Here is a 17454-nt window from a genome sequence, read left to right as displayed (position 1 = left end):
CCGCCGACGGCCGGCGGCGTGCTCTTCCTCAGCCTCGAAGACGAAACGGGCCTGGTCAACGTGATCTGCCGGCCGCACATATGGGAACGCCAGCGCCGTGCCGCCCTGCAGTCAGCCGGCTTGCTCGTCCACGGCACGGCCGAGCGCCGCGACGGCGCCGTCAACCTCGTCGCCACCCGCCTCGTCCCGCTCACCCTCGCGCCCGGGGCCCGCAGCAGGGACTTCCGATGACCCGGCGTGCGCCCCCGATCCGGCATCCGGGCAGGTCAGCGAACCCCAAAGCCCGGTGACGGACCCGCAGGACACCGGATACAGTCAACACCCGCACGATCGAGAGGGCACCATGGCCGACACCACGACAACCCGCGCCCGCAGCGGTCGGCCCAAGGGCGTGCGCACCGATGCCGAAGGGCTCACCGAGCGCCAGCGCCGGGTGATCGAGGTCATCCGCGACTCCGTCCAGCGCCGCGGCTACCCGCCGTCCATGCGCGAGATCGGCCAGGCCGTCGGCCTGACCAGCACCTCCTCGGTCTCCCACCAAGTGAAGGCGTTGGAACGCAAGGGCTACTTGTACCGCGACCCGCACCGGCCCCGTGCCTACCGCGTGTGGGCCGACCGCCAGGTCGCGCCCGCCGACACCACCGGGAGTACCGGCGTGCCCGTCCCCGTGCCGCTGGTCGGCCGGATCGCCGCCGGCGGCCCGATCCTGGCCGAGCAGACCATCGAGGACGTCCTCCCGTTGCCGCGCCAGCTGGTCGGCGAGGGCGAGCTGTTCGCGCTCACCGTGCGCGGCGACAGCATGATCGAGGCGGCCATCACCGACGGGGACACCGTCGTCGTGCGCCGCCAGCCGGTCGCCGAGAACGGCGACATCGTGGCCGCGATGATCGACGGCGAAGCCACGATCAAGCGGCTCAAGCGCGACAACAGCGGGGTCTGGCTGATGCCCCACAACCCCGCCTACGAGCCGATCAACGGCGACAACGCCACCATCCTCGGCAAGGTCGTCGCCGTGCTACGCCGTCTCTGAGGGCCCGGATGGTGGCCGGGGACGAGGACAGGACGATGACGGAGGGCATGACCATGCGGGAGTTGTGGGACAGGACCTATCTGGCGCTGCTGCCCTGGACCCGCGTACCCGTGGGTGATCTGCACGCACGCTGCGCGGAGGCGGTGACCGCGGCGCTCGGCGTGCTGTGGGACGGCTGCGGCGACGCGCTTCTTGACGCGCGGGCCACGGACGGGCAGGTCCACGCGATCGTCGCCGCTCAGAGGGCGTACGGGCTCGGATGGCGTGACGCGGTGCTCGGCGATGTCACGGCACAGGCCCGGGCCGCACGGCTGGGCGATGGCCCGGGCGGCCTGTGGGCACCGGCCGAGCGTTGGAACCGTGGCCGGGGACGGGCGTTCCGACCCACCCTTCGCCGCAACCTGGAATTCTTCGCGGTGCATCCCTGGGCCGCGGAGTTGGAGCACCTGCGGACTGTGCGGTGCGCCGTCGAGGCCTCCGGCGCCGATCCGCGCTCCGCGTTCACCTTGCTCTTCCGCACCGCCTGGACGGACAAGGCCACCGAACGCCGGGGGTGGGACGACGCCGAATGGTGGCAGTACCTGGAGGTCGAGACTCTGGCGTCCTGGGCGGTGGTCGCCCTGGGCCTGCCCGCAGAAGACCCCGCGAGCGCCGGACTGGCTGTCGAGGAAGCCGCCGAGGCGGTGAGTCCGTCCGACTGGACCCGGACAGGAACGGGCCTGCCGGACGGCTTCCTCGACGCGACCTTCGCCGCACTGGCCCTGTGACGCCGACAGGTGTCGGGTTCCCAGTCGAACAACGCCCGGCATCGAGCAGGGCCTACGCCATGGCCGGCGGCCACCGCACGATCTTGAAGAGTCCACACAACCCTTGATCATCTCGCGGTGGCCGCACGCATCAGGCGCCGTAGTACTCACCGTCGTCGCCCTGGACCCTCGCTTCCAGGACCTTCGCCACCTCGCGCATCTTCGCGATCACCGCATCGCTCGGGTTCTTGGACACGATCCGCCCGACACTCCACCACATCGGAACCACCACGAGACCGGGATCGGCAGCAACCACCGCTTCCCATTCCGCCGTGCTGATGTCCTGGCCCTCTTCATCCCACCAGTTCTCACGCCGCGTGATGTGCACGTCGTAGCCCATGGCCAGCCAGAGTAGACCGTGAGACCGACCTGATCACAAAGTGGGTCTGCGGGTCCCAGACGACGAACCCGACATCATCCCGTTGCCCACCGCAGCCATTCGGCGCCGTCGAGTACTCGGCGGACTCCTCGACGAGTACCGCGGCGCCCCGATCCAGTCACCTCGCAGCCCGCAGGAAGCCCCCAGTTCAGCGGCCTGATCGGAGTTTTGACACCCTTCAGGCTTCACGAGGCTGCTCGAGGAACTCGGCCTCGACCTGGCCGTGCTTCCCGCGCTGCCTCGGACCTGGGCGTGAACCACGAGACCCTGCGCCAGTGGATCAAGACCGCCGGGAAGGCGGAACAGCCCACACAGCCGGAACCCGCCGCGGATGCGGCCAAGGACGCCGAGATCGCTCGGCTGCGCAAGCAGGTCCGGGAGCTGGAGCTGGAGCTCGCTGGAGCGGATCGTCCAGGCTCAGCAGCTGCACCGCCTGCCGGCCTGGGACCCCGTTCGCCGCGGAGTCGGCCGGCGCGGCTGGACCGCTGAACGGATCTGCGGGTGGCCCGGCGTCGGCCTCGACGGTGTCCGGCGGATCCTCACCGCCGCCAAGGCCGAGCCGGAGGCGCCGGTGCACGGTCAGGCGTGAACCAGGCGCAGGTACGCCTCGCTCAGTGCGCGGGTGACCTTGCCGACCTGGTACTCGCGGTCGTCCACCGCCCGCACGGGCTGGACCTCGTAGGCCGTTCCGGTCAGGAAGACCTCCTCGGCCCGGGCCAGTTCCTCGGGCGCCAGGTGGCGCTCGTGGACGGCGATGCCCAGCTCGTGTGCGAGCGCGATGACGCTCTGGCGGGTGATGCCATCGAGGAAGGTGTCGGCGATCGGGGTGTGCAACTCGCCGTCGATCACCAGGAAGAGGTTGGCACCGGTGGCCTCGGCCAACTGGCCACGGAAGTCCAGCAGCAGGGCGTCGTCGTAGCCGTCCGCCTCCGCCGCGTCCCGCGCCAGGGTGCAGATGTTGTACAGCGAGGCGGCCTTGGCCCGCACGGGGGCGGTGTCGGGGGCCGGGCGGCGCCACCGCGATGTGCCCAGCCGGATGCCGCGGGTCTGCGCCTCAGCGGTGAAGACGTGCGGCCACTCCCAGGCGGCGATAGCGACGTGCACGCTGGTGCCGGCTCCCGAGACACTGATCTGCTCACTGCCGCGCCAGGCCACCGGCCGGACATAGCCGTCGGTGATGCCTTGCCGGCGGACGACCTCCCGGGTGGCCTGGTCCAACTCGGCGACGCCGAAGGGGATCCGGAAGCCCAGCTCGAGCGCCGAGGCGTGCAGGCGCCGGGAGTGCTCGGTGAGCTTGAAGGGCTGCCCGGCGTAGACCCGCTCGCCCTCGAAGACCCCGCCGCCGTAGTGCAGGCCGTGCGAGAGCACGTGCAACCGGGCCTCGCGCCAGGGGACAAGGGCGCCGTCCAGCCAGATGACACCGTCGCGGTCGTCGAACGGGAGGGAGGTCATGCGTCGGACTCCAGAGCGGTGTAGTCGATGCGAACAGAGGTTTCCAGGAAGCGGTGGAACTCCTCGGCCTCCGCGGTGGTGGCGTGTCGGGACAGCACGAACGCCGGGTAGCCGGTGAAGTCCGGGTAGGGGCGGACCACGTCGCCGGGGAAGAGCATCTGCACCACGTGCTCGACCCGCGGATCCGCGCGCAGCTCATCCAGCCCGTGGATGGCCTCGATCCGGCCGAAACCACCGCACGGCACGATGTAGTTGGCCGCCGCCCCGATCTCGCCGACCGGCCCTCCGGGCTGAAAGGCGTGCGGGGGCAGACCGGCCGCGATCCGCAGCGCGTCGGCGGCGAAGTCCCGCCCGGTCACCCGGGAGGCGATGTAGTGGGAGACCCCGGATCCGCCGATCCGGGCCCCCATCTCCAGCAGGTAGGGGTGCCGGCCGCCGTGCAGCCGTAGTTCGGTGTGGGTGGGCCCGTCGGTGATCTCGAGCGCGGCGTGGGCGGCCACCACCTCGCGTCGGATATCCCGCAGCACCTCCTCGGGCAGGAGCGCGGGCGCGCGGTAGATGCTCTCCTCGAAGTAGGGTCCCTCGGGCCAGCCCTTGTCACCGATGCTCAGCACCTGAACCTCACCGCGGTGGGCGAGCGACTCGACGGCGAACTCCGGGCCGTCCAGGTACTCCTCGACCACCAGGCCCGCCACCTGCCCGAGCTTGCTCAGGCAGAGCTGCCAGACCTCCTCGACAGCGGCCTTCAGGTCGGTGAGCCGGTCGGCCCGCATCACGCCGAGGCTGGAGAAGCCGTGCGCCGGTTTGACCACCACCGGGAACGTCAGCGCCTCGGCGGCGGCCCAGTCTTGCGGAGCGTCCAGCCGCACGAAGCCGGGCACGTTCAGCCCGGCCGCCGCCAGCCGCTCCCGCATCACCCGCTTGTCCTGCGCGCCGACCGCGGCCCGGTGGCCGATGCCGGGCAGCCCGAGCGACTCGGCGGCTTCGGCCACGAACGGCACCGCCGGGTCGTAGAGGGTGACGATGCCCTGGAACGGATCAGCCTGGTACCGCCGCCGCAGCGCGGCCAGCGCGCCGGCCCGGTCGGCTTCGAGGTCCAGTGGCAGCAGTTCCACCACGGCGGGCGGCAGCTGATCCTCAGTCACCGCCTCGTCGGGCCGGGGTACCAGGATCAGGCGGATACCGGCCCGCTGGGCGCTCTCGAAGATCCAGGGCAGCGTGCTGCGCTGGTAGACCAGGACGAGGGTCGGACTCTGCGAGGTGGTCACGGGGTTCCTTGCTTCAGACGAGTCCTGAGCACCGGCCGGGCGGGCCCACCCACGGTGAGCCAGACCCCGGCCGCGCACAGGAAGATCAGCACGAGCACCAGCGGCCCTGGCGCGGTGGCCCACCCCAGTGTCCACTCGCCCAACCGGACCAGAAACGGGACGATCAGGGCCACGGACGAGGTGAACAGCGGTCCCTTGCGCAGGATCAGCTCGTGGGAGATGACGAAGACCGGAGCGGTCAGGACGGCGCCGAGCAGCGCGATCCCCGCCCAGGAGCTCAGGCCGATGCCGCCCAGCGGTACGAATAGCACGGTGGCCAGTCCCAGCATCACGGTGCCCCCTCCGGTGATCGCCGGCAGCGAGGCCAGCGGGGAGAGGTCGGGCATGCGCCAGCGGTAGACGTAGCCGTAGAGCGCGTAGGACAACGTGCCACCGAGCGCGAGCAGCACGCCGATCACCAGCCCGCCGTGGCCGGAGCCGGCCTTCTCCGCGCCCGCGGCGCCGTCGGCCACCGCGTAGCCGATCGCCGCGGCGACGGCCAGCAGGGTCCCCGACGCCTTGCGCAGTGTGGACTTCTCGCCGAAGGTCGCGATGCCGATCAGGAAGGTCAGACAGGGCAGTAGCGAGACGATCAGCCCGACCTGCGAGGCCCCGATTCGACTGGTTCCCAGCAGCGTGCCGGAGTAGTAGACGAAGAAACCCAGGAAGGAGAGCAGCACGACCGCCCTGCGGCGGCTCGCCGCTATGCGGACCTCGGCACGCAGGTCGGAGCCGCGGCGCCCGGAGCGGCCGGGCTCGGAGCGGCCGGGCTCGGAACGGCCGCGCGAGGTCAGCGCGACGACCAGCGAGATGGTCACGAAGCTGGCCGCCGTCCGCCCGGCCGCGACCGCGAGCGCGGGCGCATCGCTGACCAAGTGACCGGAGAGCAGCCAGCCAGTGGCGAGCAGCAGCGCCATCAGCGTCGAGAGGGCGGGCACCACCAGCTTCCCACCCTCTCGACGAGGCTCGGCCGCGCTGGTCACCACTCCGCCTCCGCGAAGGTCAGCGGCGGCAGCCGGTCCAGACCGCCCTTGGCCCGCAGCAGTACCCGCTGGTCCTCGGTGAAGCGATAGCGCTGCTTGGCCTCGCCAGCCGGCAGGTGACGGCGCACCAGGTCCTTGGCGGCCGCGCGGTAGTCGTCGTCGGTGGCGACCGCCGCCTCCAGGCGCTCCACGGTGGCCACGAACTCCCGCAGCGCCGCCAGGGCCTTGTCCTGATCCAGGTGCAGCAGTCCACCCTCGGCGGGCGAGCCGGTCAGCGCGCCGTACTCCCGCAGCCAGGAGTAGAGGAAGACCCCGGTACCGGAGTCGAAGTTGCGCGTCGCGTCGTCCGCCTGCGGGTAGCGGAAGATCCGCTCCAACAGGATCATGTCGATCTGCTGCTGGGCGAACGGCGCCCCGCCGTCGGCACAGGCCAACGCGGTCTTGGCGTCGACCTTGATCTCCTCCAGCAGGCCGACGAACCAGTTCATCTTGAGCGATATGTGCTGGTCGAACGGCCACAGGCCCTGGTAGTGCATGGAGTCGTGCAGGTAGCCCCAGATGGCCCGGGCCTCGAAGCAGACCTCGGGCGCCAGGTCGCTGGAGGCACGGGGCAGCGAGTCGGCGGTCAGCACGGCGGCGGCGCCCGGCAAGGCGTATGTCTCGTGGATCCTGCGGAACTTGTTGTAGAAGAACATCGCGTAGGGCTGCTCGGTGATCTTGTCGTGCGCCGCCACGTTCTCCGGGAAGAAGACGATGCAGTTGCCCTGTGCGAAGCCGGCGCTGCCGGCGAGCAGGATCAGCGACTGGCAGTTGTTCTTGGGGTGGGGGTAGCTGAGCGCCAGCTCGGGCAGGGCGTCGGGCTCCTTGCGCAGAGCGAAGAAGAAGTCCAGGCGCTTGCCGACCGGCGGCGCGCTGTTGGTGCTCTGCAACGGCGCCAGGAAGAAGACCGTGCTCCCGTCGGCGGGGGCCTGCAGCACGTCCCGGGAACGGCCGAAGTGCGGTGGCGTGTCCAGGCCCGCCGCGAGCCAGCCGTCGACGTCCGCGATCAGCGCCTCGGCCTGCTCCGGCCTGCCGTGTCGCCGGTGGAAAGCGCTCGCCTCGTCCCGGATCCGCTCGAGCAGCCGCCGGTCGGCCGACGACGGATCGGCCACCGTCCCGTCGTCGGCCTGCCGCTGCCGGAAGGTGTCGACCAGGGGGATCAGCGCCCCGCGCAGCTCGGCAGCGTACGCCAGGACCTGCGGGGCGATCGGTGCGCGGGCCGTCATCGGCCCGCCCCCACCGCGATCGGGGCGGGCGTCTCGGCGTCCACCGCCAGGACCTGATGCACCGTGAAGACCATCGGCACCGGGCCGAAGTCGCTCAGGACCCGCAGCCCGTTGCGCTCGGCCGCCACAATGGTGGTGATGCAGCCCTCCACCTCGCCGGCGGCGCAGTCCAGGGCCGCCTGGGAGTTGCTCAGCACCTCACGAATCCGGGCGCCGGTCGGCACCAGACCCCGCGGAGCGGGATGCGAGGCCACCGTGGCGGGCATACCCGTGCCGGTGGAGGCGAGCACCATGTTGTGCGTCGGCATGACGAAGCTGTCGATCATGTGCAGCCGGTGCAGGTTGCTGAACACCAGGGTGTGCAGGGCCGGGTAGACCGCGCAGGCGGTCAGCGCGTGCCGCCCGTCCGCGGGGACGGCTTCCAGGGCCGACTCGATCGAGGGGTGGAGCTCGACGGTGCCCTTGACGCCGCGACGGCGCAGCCACTCGTGGGAGGCTGCCTCGAGGTTGGTCCCGTGCGGACCGAGCGTGTGCATGTGCCGGATGTGGTCTGGACCTACGGTGGTGCGGTTCATGGCTTTCCGAGTTTTCCGATCATCGAGATCCGGCTTCTGGACGACGGGTGGGCGCCTCGAGGAGACGCATCGTCACCCCGCCTGAGGGCATGGAATAAGCCCGCGAATCGGTGTCGCTGCAACCAGGAGATCAAGCGCTGCCCCCGTTGCTGACGCGCCCGCGCGGGCGGTGACCGCCTCGCTCTCGCGGTGATCACCACGGCGCCCCCCGGCATACCCCCATCAGAGGGACGCAGGCGCTGCTCTGTTCCTGATACTGCCACCCACTGCCGCGGCGGGTCAATGATCTCTGGCAAGGACATGACGCAGCGCCAGGACCGGCTGCAGCCAGGTCTGTTCGCCTGCGGACTCGCGATGGCGGCACGGCGGAGGTGTGGTGCAATGGTGGAGGAGGCCGAGTGTTGACTTGGCTGAAGCTCGGCGATCACTTCACCGGACCTAGTCCCAACGCCGTTCAGTTAGGGCCTGCAGAGCATTAACTCGCTGTTTTGATCTTTGCGGGAAGGGTGATGCCCTGAGCTGCGGCGAGGTCGCGGAGGGCGTCCAGGTCGGCAAGCCGGGGTCCGGTGGGTTCGATGGTGTGCCCGGCAGCCTGGAGGAGCCGGCGGATGTCGCGGATGCGCCGGTTGACGGTTTCGGGCGTGACCTGGAAGAGCCGGGCGACGGCGACTTGCGGGAGGCCCTGTCGCTGGTGGAGCAGGACGGCCGGGAGGCGGTCGGCGAGGGTGAGGACCGGGCGGCGGCCGGTGGTGCCATCGCCCTTGATACGGGGCCGGCGGCCGCGCCGCAGGTCGAGCTGGCCCTCGCGCTGGGCGTCATGGAGGGACAGGAGCCGCGTGATCAGGGTGGTCCAGCGATGCCAGGACTTCCAGCGCCGGACCTGGTGCTCGTCCAGTCCGGCCAGGCCCTTGGCGGCCTGGAAGGTCTCCTCTATGGTCCATCGCCGCCCCGCGACCTTGACCAGCGAGCTCAGCGGGACGGGGCGGGCCGAGTAGCAGCGATAGAAGGCGAGTTCACCGGTGCGCCGGTTGCGCCGGATCAGCAGCCACCGGTAGCTGGAGTCGGCCGTCGGTGTGTCGATGTCGACCTGGGCGCAGTCGTAGAAGCGGTGGCCCTTGGCCCCGGCTCCGGCGGACAGTCGCTGCCAGGCACGTTTCGGAAGGCCGTGGGCGAGGACGCCGGCGCGGAAGACGCCTGCCCGGGTGGGGATCGGCCGTTTGCGGGAGACCGCGAGGACGTAGCCGATCCGTCGTCTCTCCAGTTCGGCGCTCAGGTGTGGGTCACCGCCATAGACCTCGTCACCGGCCACCCATCCCGCCAGGGCACCGGCATCCAGCGCCTGGGCGATCATCTCGGTGGCGAGGGCGGGCTCGGTCGCGAACCTCAGCTCGTCGGGGATGCCGGCCGCGCGGCAGCGGCCGGGGTCCTGGGTCCAGGACCGGGGAATGTAGAGGCGACGGTCGATGGCGGCGTGCCCGGCCCTGGCGGAGTAGACGAGGTAGACGGCGACCTGGGAGTTCTCGATCCGTCCCGCGGTTCCCGTGTATTGGCGCTGGACTCCTACGCTGTGGGCTCCCTTCTTCAGGTCGCCGGTCTCGTCCACGACGAGCACGGTGTCCTCGTCGCCGAGGTGGTCGACGACGAAGGCCCGTATGCCGTCGCGTACTTGGTCCGCGTCCCAGGACGCGCGGCTGAGCAGGTGTTGCATGCCGGCCGGGCTGGCGTCCCCGGTGTGCTCGGCAATCGTCCAGCAGTTCTTCCTGGGCAGGTCGGCGAGCAGGCCCAGGACGAACGCTCGTGCCCGGCGGCGTGGTTCCACCCGGGCGAACCGGCCCGCCACCCTGGCCATCAGGCCCTCGAATACCGCCTGCCAGCGGGCAGGGTCTACGCTGTGGCCCACGGCCACCGGCTGATCTTCGTTTGTCCACACAACTGGCGATGATCAACGGTGGCCGTCTCCGCCTCCGGGTCGGCCCCCGGCAAGCGCGGTAATGAAACCTCTGTGGCCATGGAGGCGGACCCTCGAAGGCGTGAGGGGCGAGCTGGGCCGCGGCGGTGACGTGAGTACGGGCGGGGAGTGGACATGATGGATGACTCGGGGCAGGCTGCCGTTGCGCTGGCAGTGGCCCTACGAAATGCCCATTTCAAGCTGAAGGGCCTGGCACAGGCCTGGGAGGAGCGCGCCTCGACGGGCTCGGTACGCAGCCGCGAGTCGCTGGGGCCGGTCTGGCAGTACTCGGACGACCCGGATCAGGCGTCCTACCGCGATGGCCAGATGATCGAGCTGGCGAACAATACGGCGGTGATCTTCCGACTCTCCATCAGCTTCAACGCCAGCGGAACGGACATGCTGGCGGGGGTCTCCCTTGAGGACGAGGGGGGGGAACGTCATGGAACTGCTGTCCACGGGACCAGAGGAGTTCCCCCTGAGCTCCGAGGCTCTGGTCACCGAGATCGGGCGGTGCCTGGATCGCATGGAGGCACTCGACATCGGCGTGATCCGCTGACCCGACCCTTCACGAGGCGGGGCTGCCTGCCAGCAGCCCGCTACGTGATCACGATCTACGGCTGGAGTACTGACGCCGGCCAGCCCGGCCTCGCGAAATACCGGCCGCGAAATTCACAGGTCCGGGATGGGTCCGAACCCCCGGCCACGACTCGGGACCCGCGGGCAGGCTGCTGTCGGAAGGCCTGCCCGCACCTCGAAGGGGCGATTCGCCGTTTCGGGACGAGAGGCCGACCGATGACCCTCCACGCCCTCCTGCAGTTTCTGGCCGAGGCCGCCGCTGACCCCTCCGGCCCGCAGGCCCGCCACTTCGCCGACGCCGCCCGCAACCTGAAGCGCAACAACGCCCAGTGGTGGTGGCAGTTCGCCGCCGGCGGCGGCGAGAGCAACGCCGCCTACGCCCTCTACGTCCACCACGCCGCCCTCGGCGAGCTGAGGGACGCCGAGCACTACTTCCACGAGACCGCCCGGCTCACGGATCAGTCGAACCGCTCCCTCCCCACCGCGCCGCCCCCGCCCAGCATCCCGCAGATCGACCTCTACCTCTTCAACATCCCCTGGCACAGCCAGCACCTGCCCGGCGACACCACCGACCTCGCCCGGCCCGACCCCAAGCTGCGCAGCACGGTCGACGACCTCGACGCCGTGCGCGCGGACGACCGCCTGGGCGCCTTCGTCCTGCCCACCGAGACCATCGCCGCGCAGCTGCACGACCTCGTCTGCCCGTAGCACCTCCACCGACACCGCCCCGCCCACCAGGAGAACGACCGTGTCCCCCGTCCTGCACAACGCCGCGCTCATCACCGCCGTCGGCGCCGCCTGGTACACCGTGGCGATCACTGCCGCGGCCGTCACCGCCGTCGCCGCCCGCAGCGCCGACCGCCGCCGCGACGCCCGGGAGGTCCTCAAGGTCCTCGTACGCCGCCACGCCCGCTAGCCCTCGGCGACGGACGGAACGGCCGGCCCGGGCACGGACACCCATGTCCGTGCCCGGGCCGTTCCGCTGCGGGGGCCGTACGGCGGCGCTGGTCGGAAGGGGATTCCCACTGCCACCGTCAGCCAGGTGCCCGGGTGGGGCGGCGTCCTGGAGCTCCGCCCCGCCCCGCGAGCGCTGCGTGCACCGAATCCACGACCAGCGTCTTGCCGCTTCCGGCCTGCCCGGCTACAAAGATCACCACCGGCTGCTCCTGTGGCACAGCCCCGTGCAGCACGACGGGCAGGATCTCCTCGGTGAGGATGCGCGCGCCCTCGCCCGCTTCGAGCTCCTTCCCTGACCCTCCCGTCGGCGCCTGTGGCGTTCGGAAACTCGTCGCTGCTGGTCAGGCCACGTACCGATACTCGTTGATGACGCCGTCGAGCACCCGGGTGCGCAGGAGCCGGTGAGCCGTCGGGGTGGGCACTGGCATTGGGTGCGCTTGGGCCAGGGGAGGGAGTTGGCCTCGAGCTTGGTGCGGGTGATGGTGGTTGTAGTGCCGGGCGTAGGCGTCGAGAGCCTGCCCGGTGTGGGTCTCGTTCCATGTCAGCAGGTGGTCGAGGACCTCGTGCCGCAGGGTTGTGATGACTCGTTCGCAGTGGGCGTTCGCTCGAGGGGCACGGGGTGGTGTCTTGATGACGTCCACGTCCTCGGCCTCGAAGACCGCATCGAACGACGCGGTGTACTTCGCGTGCCGGTCACGGATCGGGAAGCGCGGCGAATTGACCCGTGTGCCCAGCGCGATGGCGAGGTTTCTCGCCTGTTGCGCCGCCCAGGGGCTCGCAGGATGGGCGGTCACCCCGGTGACGTGCAGTCGGCGTGTGCCGTGTTCGAGGAACACCAGTGCGTACACCCGGCGCAGGTCGATCAGATCGATGTGCACGAAGTCGCACGCGATGAGTCCCTCGGCTTGCGCGGTCAGGAACTCGTGCCACGTCGGCCCGCTCCGGCGCGGGGCCGGATCGATGCCCGCCGTCGTCAGGATCTCCCAGACCGTCGTCGAGCCGATCGGATGTCCGAGGCGAACCAGTTCGCCCTGGATCCGGCGGCAGCCCCACCGTGGGTTCTCTTCGGCCGGCCGCAGCACCAGCGCCTTCACCGCGCTCGCGGTCGGTGGCCTGCCGGGCCTGCTCCGGCGCCTGCCGTAGTCCCACTTCCAGGCGGTCAGCCGGCGGTGCCACGCCGGCAGAGTGCCGGGTGTCACCGGAAACACCAGCGCCCACCGGCGCCGCGGGATCAGTGAGGAGAGCGCCGCGAACCACAACCGGTCCGCCGGCTCGTACCGCACCGGTCCGGTGAGCTGCCTGCGCAGCACCGCGTTCTCATGCCGCAGCACCAGCAGTTCGGCGTCCTTGGCCGCATCCCGACGCAGCAGTACCGCCGGGATCGCGAGCAGCTTCCGCGCCACCTTGTACACCAGTGAGACGATCACCCGGACAGAGTTCCAGCCGGCCGTGACGGCTCGCCAGACCCACTCCGTGCAGCAGCGATGAGTTTCCGAACGGCACAGGTTGCTGCCAGCCGTTGGCCAGCCAGGTCGGCCAGGGAGGTCAGGCCGGAGCGGGCGAGGAACCAGAACAGTGGGTGGGCGGTGTTGACATTGAGCGCGACCCAGGGAAAGGATTCGGCCCGCCCTTTCGCGGTTCCCGCCCCGCCGCCTACAGCTCCGTCCACCCGCACGGCCGCCGGGTCCCGTCGCCGATCGGGTACCAGATCGACGCGGCGGGTCCGCGATGGACCAGGTCCTCGATGCGGGCGGCCCCGGCCGGGACGGCGGCCAGCATCTCGGCGGTCGCGCGGTTCTCCTCGGCGGCCAGCCGCAGGTCCGCCACCACCGAGCGCACCGCGGCTGCGCCGGTGCCGACCAGGATCACCAGCAGCCGCGGGAACGCCCTCCAGCGTTGCTCCCATACCTGACCCCGTCCGTCCCGGCCCGGCTGCTCCCACAGCGCGGCGCAGGCCGCCAGCTGCGCCGCGGTCTCCTCGGCGCCGACGCCGGGGCGGTGGCGTTCGACGAAGGCCCGCAGCCGGTGCCGCTCGTCGCCGGTGCCCGCGGTGTAGGCCAGATCGGCGGCGGGCCGGTGCACCCCGGCGCCGACCGTCAGCTCAGGGGAGGGGATGAGGTCGAGCGGGCCGCAGGCCTCGCCGCGCTTGCGGGCGTCGGCGACGAAGGCGGCGTGGATCCGGCCGACGTCGAGCAGGTGCTCGCGCCCGTGCCGGACGGCGAGCTGCTCCGTGCTCGGCGCCTGCGCGGCCGGGCGCCGGGCCTCGGGGAAGGTCGTCGCGGCCGACATCGCCCCTTGCGGGCGGTCGGTTCGCTACCGCATCTTCCGGATTTTTCGCAGGTCATGGCGGTCTGGGTCATCGGGGAATGCCTTGTCGCGGGAATCGCGGAAGCTGGTGCTCAGGTCGGCTTCGGCCTTGGCGGTGACGAAGGTGCCGTCCGGGGTTTTCTGGTGCCACCTGTTGTCGGCGGGATCCCACCAGGAGATGTAGCCGCCCGGCAGGATCTCGAGTGGCTGGTTCAACTGCTGCCGTTCGTCGTACCCACCGTTGGGCGGCGCCTGCCGCTGGTAGAAGGCAGGCAGGACGAAGTCGGAGACCTTGACGCCGTCGATCTCGTACTCCCGTGTCTCGACGGGGTCTCCTACCTCGACGAGGTAATGGACTGGGCGGCCGTTGGCTGCCGGGTCGATCGAGGGGCCGGTGACCATCCGGCTCCCGAGGGGGTCGACGAGCATCTCCAGCAGTTCGTGGCTGGCGGTGACCGACCAGTCGGTACCGGGCTCGATGACCGCGAACGGCTGGCCCGTCTTGTCGTCGAGATGCACACCAAGGCCAGCAGGTGACTTCTCCCTGATGAAGATGGGCCAGACGCCTGGTTGGCCGTTCCCGGTGCCGGCGGTTACTTGTGCGGCGACGCCCCAGGCGGACGCCAGGTCGTGCTGGGCTTGCTTCTGAAGCGCGGCCGCCACCTTCGTCAGCTCGCTCTGGTTGATTGTGCCGGTCTCGTCTACCAGCTCCACCTGCGTACTCATGCCTTCTCCTTTGCGTGAGCCCCCGAACTACGCTCGTTGCGCGAGGAGGCTGTGGCCACTGGTGGGCGGCCGAGAGGATGATCCGCCCGACGGCACGGTCGGCCGCGGGCAGGTGGGGCGGGAGCGGGGTACTCGAAGACAGCCCGCAGCGCTTGGTGACCTATGCGGCGCGTTGGGCTTCCGTCGGGAGCGCCAGTCCCGGCAGTTTTCCGGGTGGAACAGTCGGCGTACCGCTGGCGCTGACCGAGGAGCTGCGCCGGGCGCTCGCCGCCGGCGTTGGGCAGGTGCGGGTTGCGTGTCGGACGGCGGGCTGCTCATGTGGCGCCGGGCTGGACACGGCCGGGCAGATGCGGTGCCCGGGATGGTTCGCTCGGAGATGGGCGGAACGGCCCGGGGCGCCGGCCGCTCCGGAGCGCAGCACGCGATGGCGGTCAACGAGACGGTTCTCGCCTTCGTCCTGGGGGGCGGCGCCTCGGGGGCCGCGGGCGGCGTGGGCACCGTGCGCTCCTGGTCGACGGAGACCCAGTTCCTGCTGCCCGGGAGGAAGCGCAAGGTGCGCCCGGGCGGCGTGTGGCAGGCCCCGGAGATCGGGGTGCCGGTGCTGATGGTCGAGGTCGACCGCTCCATCATGGCCCCGGCCCGGGTCGCCGCGAAGTTCACCGCCTACCGCGAGCTGTTCCGCACCAAGGTCCGCGACAACGACCCGGCCCTCGCCGACGAGGAACCCGCCGACCGCACGGTGCACTGGTGGCGCCGCGCCTGCCCCGGCCACACCCGCGCCGGATACCCGCCTATCGCCCTGGTCGTCACCGACGCCGGACCCACCGCGCTGGCGAGGCGCCAGGAGGCGGTCGCCGGCCTGTTGGTCCAGGCCTGGCGCGGCCAGTGGTGCACGGTGGTCCGCGACGCCGGAGCCACCCAGGCCCGGCAGGAAGCGATCCTCGCCGAGGCCCTGCGGGAGGAGTACTTCAAGGACGGTGGCCGCCGCGCCCGCGGCCTCGACGTCGAGCTGAACGACGTCGCCTGGATGGACGTCGAGCTGTAGCACCGCCCTCGGGCGGCCCCGTGTCGCCCGAAATTAGGCCAGTCCCGGCCGCCGAAAAGGCGGCCTGGACTTTTTCTCTGAGCGTCCAAGCGAATTCCACGAAACACGCCGGAGGAAATTCATGGACTTCCAGAACGACGGCGAGCAGCGGTTCCGGCTGCCGGTGCTCGTAAACTGCCCGGACCCGCACCGCAACTTGTACCGAACCTGGGCGGAGCTGGCACGCGGAGCCGTGCTGGCGGTGAGTGGATGTCCGTATCGGTGGCCAGTGGCGGCCCGGTCGGGTCGAACGGTGGCGTCTTAGCGAGCAGTGTCTTCTGCCGTGCGGGTTTGTTCGTCGTTGCTGAGTAGTTGGTAGCCGACCAGGACCATCAGTACGGCGAGCAGAGCGCTGGAGGTGATGGTGGTTCCCACTCCGAGTCCGCCCTGCGCGACGGGCTTTTCCACCGCGTTCTCCGCGACCGCCCCGAGTGGGCGGGTCAGCACGTAGGCCGCCCAGAACAGCACGGTGCCCGAGACCGGGGTCAGATAGTGTGCGGCGAGGATCAGCAGCATCGCTCCGGAAAGCAGCAGAGCGCTGTCGCGGAAGCCGAGGCCCAGACCGTTCGACAGGAAGTCACCGCTGGAGGTGCCCAGCGTGTTGGACACCAGGGTCGCGGTCCAGTACAGGATCTCGCCTTGGGTGGTGTCGATCCGTTCCACGTCCATGGTCTGCCCGGTCAGCCGCCACCCGATGAGCACGGCGACCAGGAGGCTGGTCAGCACGGTCGCGCCGCGGGCGTAGCCCAGGCCTGCGGTGCGGTTCATGAAGTCGGACATCGCGGTGCCCGCGATGCTGGTGGTCAGGATCACCGACCAGAACACCACCGGCTGGAACCGGTCGATCTTCAGCTGCACCGTCAGGGTGAACCCGAACGCCACGAGGAAGATGATCGCGGCAGTGGCGTAGCCGAGGTTCAGCGGTGCCATCGACACGAAGTTCGATACCGACTCGCCCAGGGTGGTCGCCACGATCTTGATCGCCCAGAACAACGCGCCGACCATCGGCATCTTGCTCACAGCAGCCCTGCTCACGGCAGTTCCCATCCGCATCACCCACGAGGCCGATCGTTGGATTGCTGACAGCACCACCGGCGGTCCTGGGGCCGGCATGCTTCCAGGTCCTCGTGTCGTGCCTGGCCACTGGTATATGCCGAGTCGTCACGGAACGTGTGACGCGACGGCTCGGCAATCGGGTGCTTCTGGGCCTGCGGGCGGCTCCGAACGGCGTCCCGGGGCGACCCTCTTCAGGGACAGCCCCGGCCAAGATCAAGTGGCGGAAGCCCGCTGACCGTCAAGATCATCTGGAGCGCCACGATCGGGGGATGACGACGTATTTCGTCTCACCGCTTCACACGGCCCCGGAGGGCCAGGAGGGCGAGGCTGAGCAGGACCGGGCCGGTGAGGCGGAGGACGGCTTGTAGCAGCTTGCCCCATGCGGTGAGCTGCACCTCGCCGTCGGTGAGGGACAGGGTGGCGCGGAGTGCATACAGCAGGCTGGTCCGGTACGAGACCGGCTGCGGGGGGCGGGCGAAGCCGACCAGATGGAACACGAGCGCGAGCGTCGCGGTCACGGCGATGAGGCAGGTAAGGGCCCGCCAGGCGCGCAGCCCGTACCCGGATACCAGCCAATACGCGGTCAACACGCAGCGTTCGACCCGTCCCCTGCCGGTGCGGCCATCGGCCGGGCTCCCGGCGGCGGGGCGCGCGTGTCGGCGCATTTCCATTTCGCCGTAGTAGAAGTCGGCGGCATCAGGCTCGTCCTTGGCGTCCTCGCGTCCCTTGCGCAGGGCCCGGTACAGAGCGGCGATCTGGTCCGGGTTCAGTGGACGTTAAGTCCGTTTCTGGTAGCGGCCTCGTCCGGGTTGGGTGAGGAAGCCTTGGCGGGTGAGGCGTCCGAGGCGGCTGCGGGTGATGTTGACGGACGCCTCGTCGGTGGGCATGCCGAGGAGTTCGTGCAGCTCGCGTGCCCGGAATGCCTGGTCGGGGTGCTGGTTGAAGGCATTCACGATGGCCTGGTAGGTGGTGTTCGTCTCGGGTGGTTCGGATTCGGCTC

General features: G+C 70.5%; 20 protein-coding genes and 2 pseudogenes. 8 read left to right on the top strand and 14 right to left on the bottom strand.

Features of this window, described 5'->3' with window-relative positions:
- From ABZW30_RS43945 to ABZW30_RS43935, 3 genes are all read left to right on the top strand, one after another.
- The coding region (locus tag ABZW30_RS43945; RefSeq protein ID WP_355676941.1) for an OB-fold nucleic acid binding domain-containing protein at positions 1 to 231 on the top strand (231 nt) is incomplete at its 5' end.
- A 112-nt stretch (positions 232 to 343) separates the two neighbouring features.
- Entirely contained in the window at positions 344 to 1030 is a 687-nt protein-coding gene (gene lexA / locus ABZW30_RS43940; protein ID WP_355676940.1) for a transcriptional repressor LexA, read from the top strand.
- A gap of 35 nt (positions 1031 to 1065) precedes the next feature.
- On the top strand, positions 1066 to 1797 hold the full coding sequence (locus ABZW30_RS43935) for a hypothetical protein (protein ID WP_355676939.1): 732 nt from the start codon (positions 1066 to 1068) through the stop codon (positions 1795 to 1797).
- Between the two features lie 130 nt (positions 1798 to 1927).
- Here the strand turns inward: ABZW30_RS43935 and ABZW30_RS43930 are convergent, their stop codons facing one another.
- Positions 1928 to 2176, bottom strand: coding sequence for a hypothetical protein (locus tag ABZW30_RS43930; RefSeq protein WP_355676938.1), 249 nt, complete (start codon positions 2174 to 2176; stop codon positions 1928 to 1930).
- Between the two features lie 207 nt (positions 2177 to 2383).
- Here ABZW30_RS43930 and ABZW30_RS43925 point away from each other — a divergent pair, with 207 nt between their 5' ends.
- Positions 2384 to 2704 carry a transposase gene (locus ABZW30_RS43925; protein ID WP_355676937.1) on the top strand — a complete coding sequence of 107 codons (321 nt, stop codon included), beginning with the start codon at positions 2384 to 2386 and terminating at the stop codon, positions 2702 to 2704.
- A gap of 90 nt (positions 2705 to 2794) precedes the next feature.
- Here ABZW30_RS43925 and ABZW30_RS43920 read toward each other — a convergent pair whose 3' ends face one another.
- The 6 genes and pseudogenes from ABZW30_RS43920 to ABZW30_RS43895 form a co-directional block, all read right to left on the bottom strand.
- Entirely contained in the window at positions 2795 to 3667 is an 873-nt protein-coding gene (locus ABZW30_RS43920; protein ID WP_355676936.1) for a branched-chain amino acid aminotransferase, read from the bottom strand.
- A complete protein-coding gene (locus tag ABZW30_RS43915) occupies positions 3664 to 4935 on the bottom strand; it encodes an ATP-grasp domain-containing protein (RefSeq protein WP_355676935.1) in 1272 nt (423 codons plus the stop codon). The genes ABZW30_RS43920 and ABZW30_RS43915 overlap by 4 nt, the downstream gene beginning before the upstream one ends.
- Positions 4932 to 5957, bottom strand: coding sequence for a DMT family transporter (locus ABZW30_RS43910; protein WP_355676934.1), 1026 nt, complete (start codon positions 5955 to 5957; stop codon positions 4932 to 4934). Before ABZW30_RS43910 ends, ABZW30_RS43915 begins: the two co-directional genes overlap by 4 nt.
- Positions 5954 to 7222 (bottom strand): DUF6421 family protein, encoded by a 1269-nt coding sequence (locus ABZW30_RS43905; protein ID WP_355676933.1) that lies wholly within the window; start codon positions 7220 to 7222, stop codon positions 5954 to 5956. Before ABZW30_RS43905 ends, ABZW30_RS43910 begins: the two co-directional genes overlap by 4 nt.
- Entirely contained in the window at positions 7219 to 7758 is a 540-nt protein-coding gene (locus ABZW30_RS43900) for a bacilysin biosynthesis protein BacA (RefSeq protein ID WP_355676932.1), read from the bottom strand. The genes ABZW30_RS43905 and ABZW30_RS43900 overlap by 4 nt, the downstream gene beginning before the upstream one ends.
- Positions 7759 to 8638: 880 nt before the next feature.
- Positions 8639 to 9646, bottom strand: a pseudogene (locus tag ABZW30_RS43895) (IS701 family transposase); the annotation flags it as partial.
- 894 nt (positions 9647 to 10540) lie between these two features.
- Between ABZW30_RS43895 and ABZW30_RS43890 the strand changes: the two are divergent.
- Positions 10541 to 11032 (top strand): hypothetical protein, encoded by a 492-nt coding sequence (locus ABZW30_RS43890; protein WP_355676931.1) that lies wholly within the window; start codon positions 10541 to 10543, stop codon positions 11030 to 11032.
- Positions 11033 to 11072: 40 nt separating this feature from the next.
- A complete protein-coding gene (locus tag ABZW30_RS43885; protein ID WP_355676930.1) occupies positions 11073 to 11240 on the top strand; it encodes a hypothetical protein in 168 nt (55 codons plus the stop codon).
- Between the two features lie 118 nt (positions 11241 to 11358).
- Here ABZW30_RS43885 and ABZW30_RS43880 read toward each other — a convergent pair whose 3' ends face one another.
- Entirely contained in the window at positions 11359 to 11478 is a 120-nt protein-coding gene (locus ABZW30_RS43880) for a hypothetical protein (protein WP_355676943.1), read from the bottom strand.
- Here ABZW30_RS43880 and ABZW30_RS43875 point away from each other — a divergent pair.
- Positions 11419 to 11577: a hypothetical protein gene (locus ABZW30_RS43875; RefSeq protein ID WP_355676944.1), complete on the top strand. Its 159-nt coding sequence runs from the start codon at positions 11419 to 11421 to the stop codon at positions 11575 to 11577. The two genes, ABZW30_RS43880 and ABZW30_RS43875, sit on opposite strands and share 60 nt — an antisense overlap.
- Positions 11578 to 11622: 45 nt before the next feature.
- On the opposite strand, the gene ABZW30_RS43870 is transcribed toward ABZW30_RS43875, so the two are convergent.
- The 3 genes from ABZW30_RS43870 to ABZW30_RS43860 form a co-directional block, all read right to left on the bottom strand.
- Positions 11623 to 12708, bottom strand: a complete 1086-nt coding sequence (locus ABZW30_RS43870) for an integrase core domain-containing protein (protein ID WP_355676929.1) — start codon at positions 12706 to 12708, stop codon at positions 11623 to 11625.
- 226 nt (positions 12709 to 12934) lie between these two features.
- Positions 12935 to 13570: a hypothetical protein gene (locus ABZW30_RS43865; protein WP_355676928.1), complete on the bottom strand. Its 636-nt coding sequence runs from the start codon at positions 13568 to 13570 to the stop codon at positions 12935 to 12937.
- 24 nt (positions 13571 to 13594) lie between these two features.
- Positions 13595 to 14314, bottom strand: a complete 720-nt coding sequence (locus ABZW30_RS43860) for a hypothetical protein (RefSeq protein ID WP_355676927.1) — start codon at positions 14312 to 14314, stop codon at positions 13595 to 13597.
- 361 nt (positions 14315 to 14675) lie between these two features.
- Here ABZW30_RS43860 and ABZW30_RS43855 point away from each other — a divergent pair, with 361 nt between their 5' ends.
- Positions 14676 to 15359 carry a replication-relaxation family protein gene (locus ABZW30_RS43855; RefSeq protein WP_355676926.1) on the top strand — a complete coding sequence of 228 codons (684 nt, stop codon included), beginning with the start codon at positions 14676 to 14678 and terminating at the stop codon, positions 15357 to 15359.
- Between the two features lie 300 nt (positions 15360 to 15659).
- Here ABZW30_RS43855 and ABZW30_RS43850 read toward each other — a convergent pair whose 3' ends face one another.
- From ABZW30_RS43850 to ABZW30_RS43840, 3 genes and pseudogenes are all read right to left on the bottom strand, one after another.
- Positions 15660 to 16409, bottom strand: coding sequence for a hypothetical protein (locus tag ABZW30_RS43850; protein ID WP_355676942.1), 750 nt, complete (start codon positions 16407 to 16409; stop codon positions 15660 to 15662).
- A 332-nt stretch (positions 16410 to 16741) separates the two neighbouring features.
- Positions 16742 to 17041: a hypothetical protein gene (locus ABZW30_RS43845; RefSeq protein WP_355676925.1), complete on the bottom strand. Its 300-nt coding sequence runs from the start codon at positions 17039 to 17041 to the stop codon at positions 16742 to 16744.
- Between the two features lie 189 nt (positions 17042 to 17230).
- A pseudogene (locus ABZW30_RS43840) lies at positions 17231 to 17454 on the bottom strand (hypothetical protein); the annotation flags it as partial.

This window comes from Kitasatospora sp. NPDC004669, from assembly GCF_040609455.1.
Taxonomy (GTDB): domain Bacteria; phylum Actinomycetota; class Actinomycetes; order Streptomycetales; family Streptomycetaceae; genus Kitasatospora.
The sequence above is the reverse complement of the archived record's forward strand: the minus strand, read 5'-3'. Positions and strand labels throughout refer to the sequence as shown.

Coding starts and splice junctions, on each gene's coding strand:
- ABZW30_RS43865 (WP_355676928.1), bottom strand. CDS start 13,570: ATGTCGGCCGCGACGACCTTCCCCGAGGCCCGGCGCCCGGCCGCGCAG.
- ABZW30_RS43850 (WP_355676942.1), bottom strand. CDS start 16,409: ATGCCGATGGTCGGCGCGTTGTTCTGGGCGATCAAGATCGTGGCGACC.
- ABZW30_RS43920 (WP_355676936.1), bottom strand. CDS start 3,667: ATGACCTCCCTCCCGTTCGACGACCGCGACGGTGTCATCTGGCTGGAC.
- ABZW30_RS43890 (WP_355676931.1), top strand. CDS start 10,541: ATGACCCTCCACGCCCTCCTGCAGTTTCTGGCCGAGGCCGCCGCTGAC.
- ABZW30_RS43905 (WP_355676933.1), bottom strand. CDS start 7,222: ATGACGGCCCGCGCACCGATCGCCCCGCAGGTCCTGGCGTACGCTGCC.
- ABZW30_RS43860 (WP_355676927.1), bottom strand. CDS start 14,314: ATGAGTACGCAGGTGGAGCTGGTAGACGAGACCGGCACAATCAACCAG.
- ABZW30_RS43855 (WP_355676926.1), top strand. CDS start 14,676: ATGGTTCGCTCGGAGATGGGCGGAACGGCCCGGGGCGCCGGCCGCTCC.
- ABZW30_RS43935 (WP_355676939.1), top strand. CDS start 1,066: ATGACGGAGGGCATGACCATGCGGGAGTTGTGGGACAGGACCTATCTG.
- lexA (WP_355676940.1), top strand. CDS start 344: ATGGCCGACACCACGACAACCCGCGCCCGCAGCGGTCGGCCCAAGGGC.
- ABZW30_RS43930 (WP_355676938.1), bottom strand. CDS start 2,176: ATGGGCTACGACGTGCACATCACGCGGCGTGAGAACTGGTGGGATGAA.
- ABZW30_RS43900 (WP_355676932.1), bottom strand. CDS start 7,758: ATGCACACGCTCGGTCCGCACGGGACCAACCTCGAGGCAGCCTCCCAC.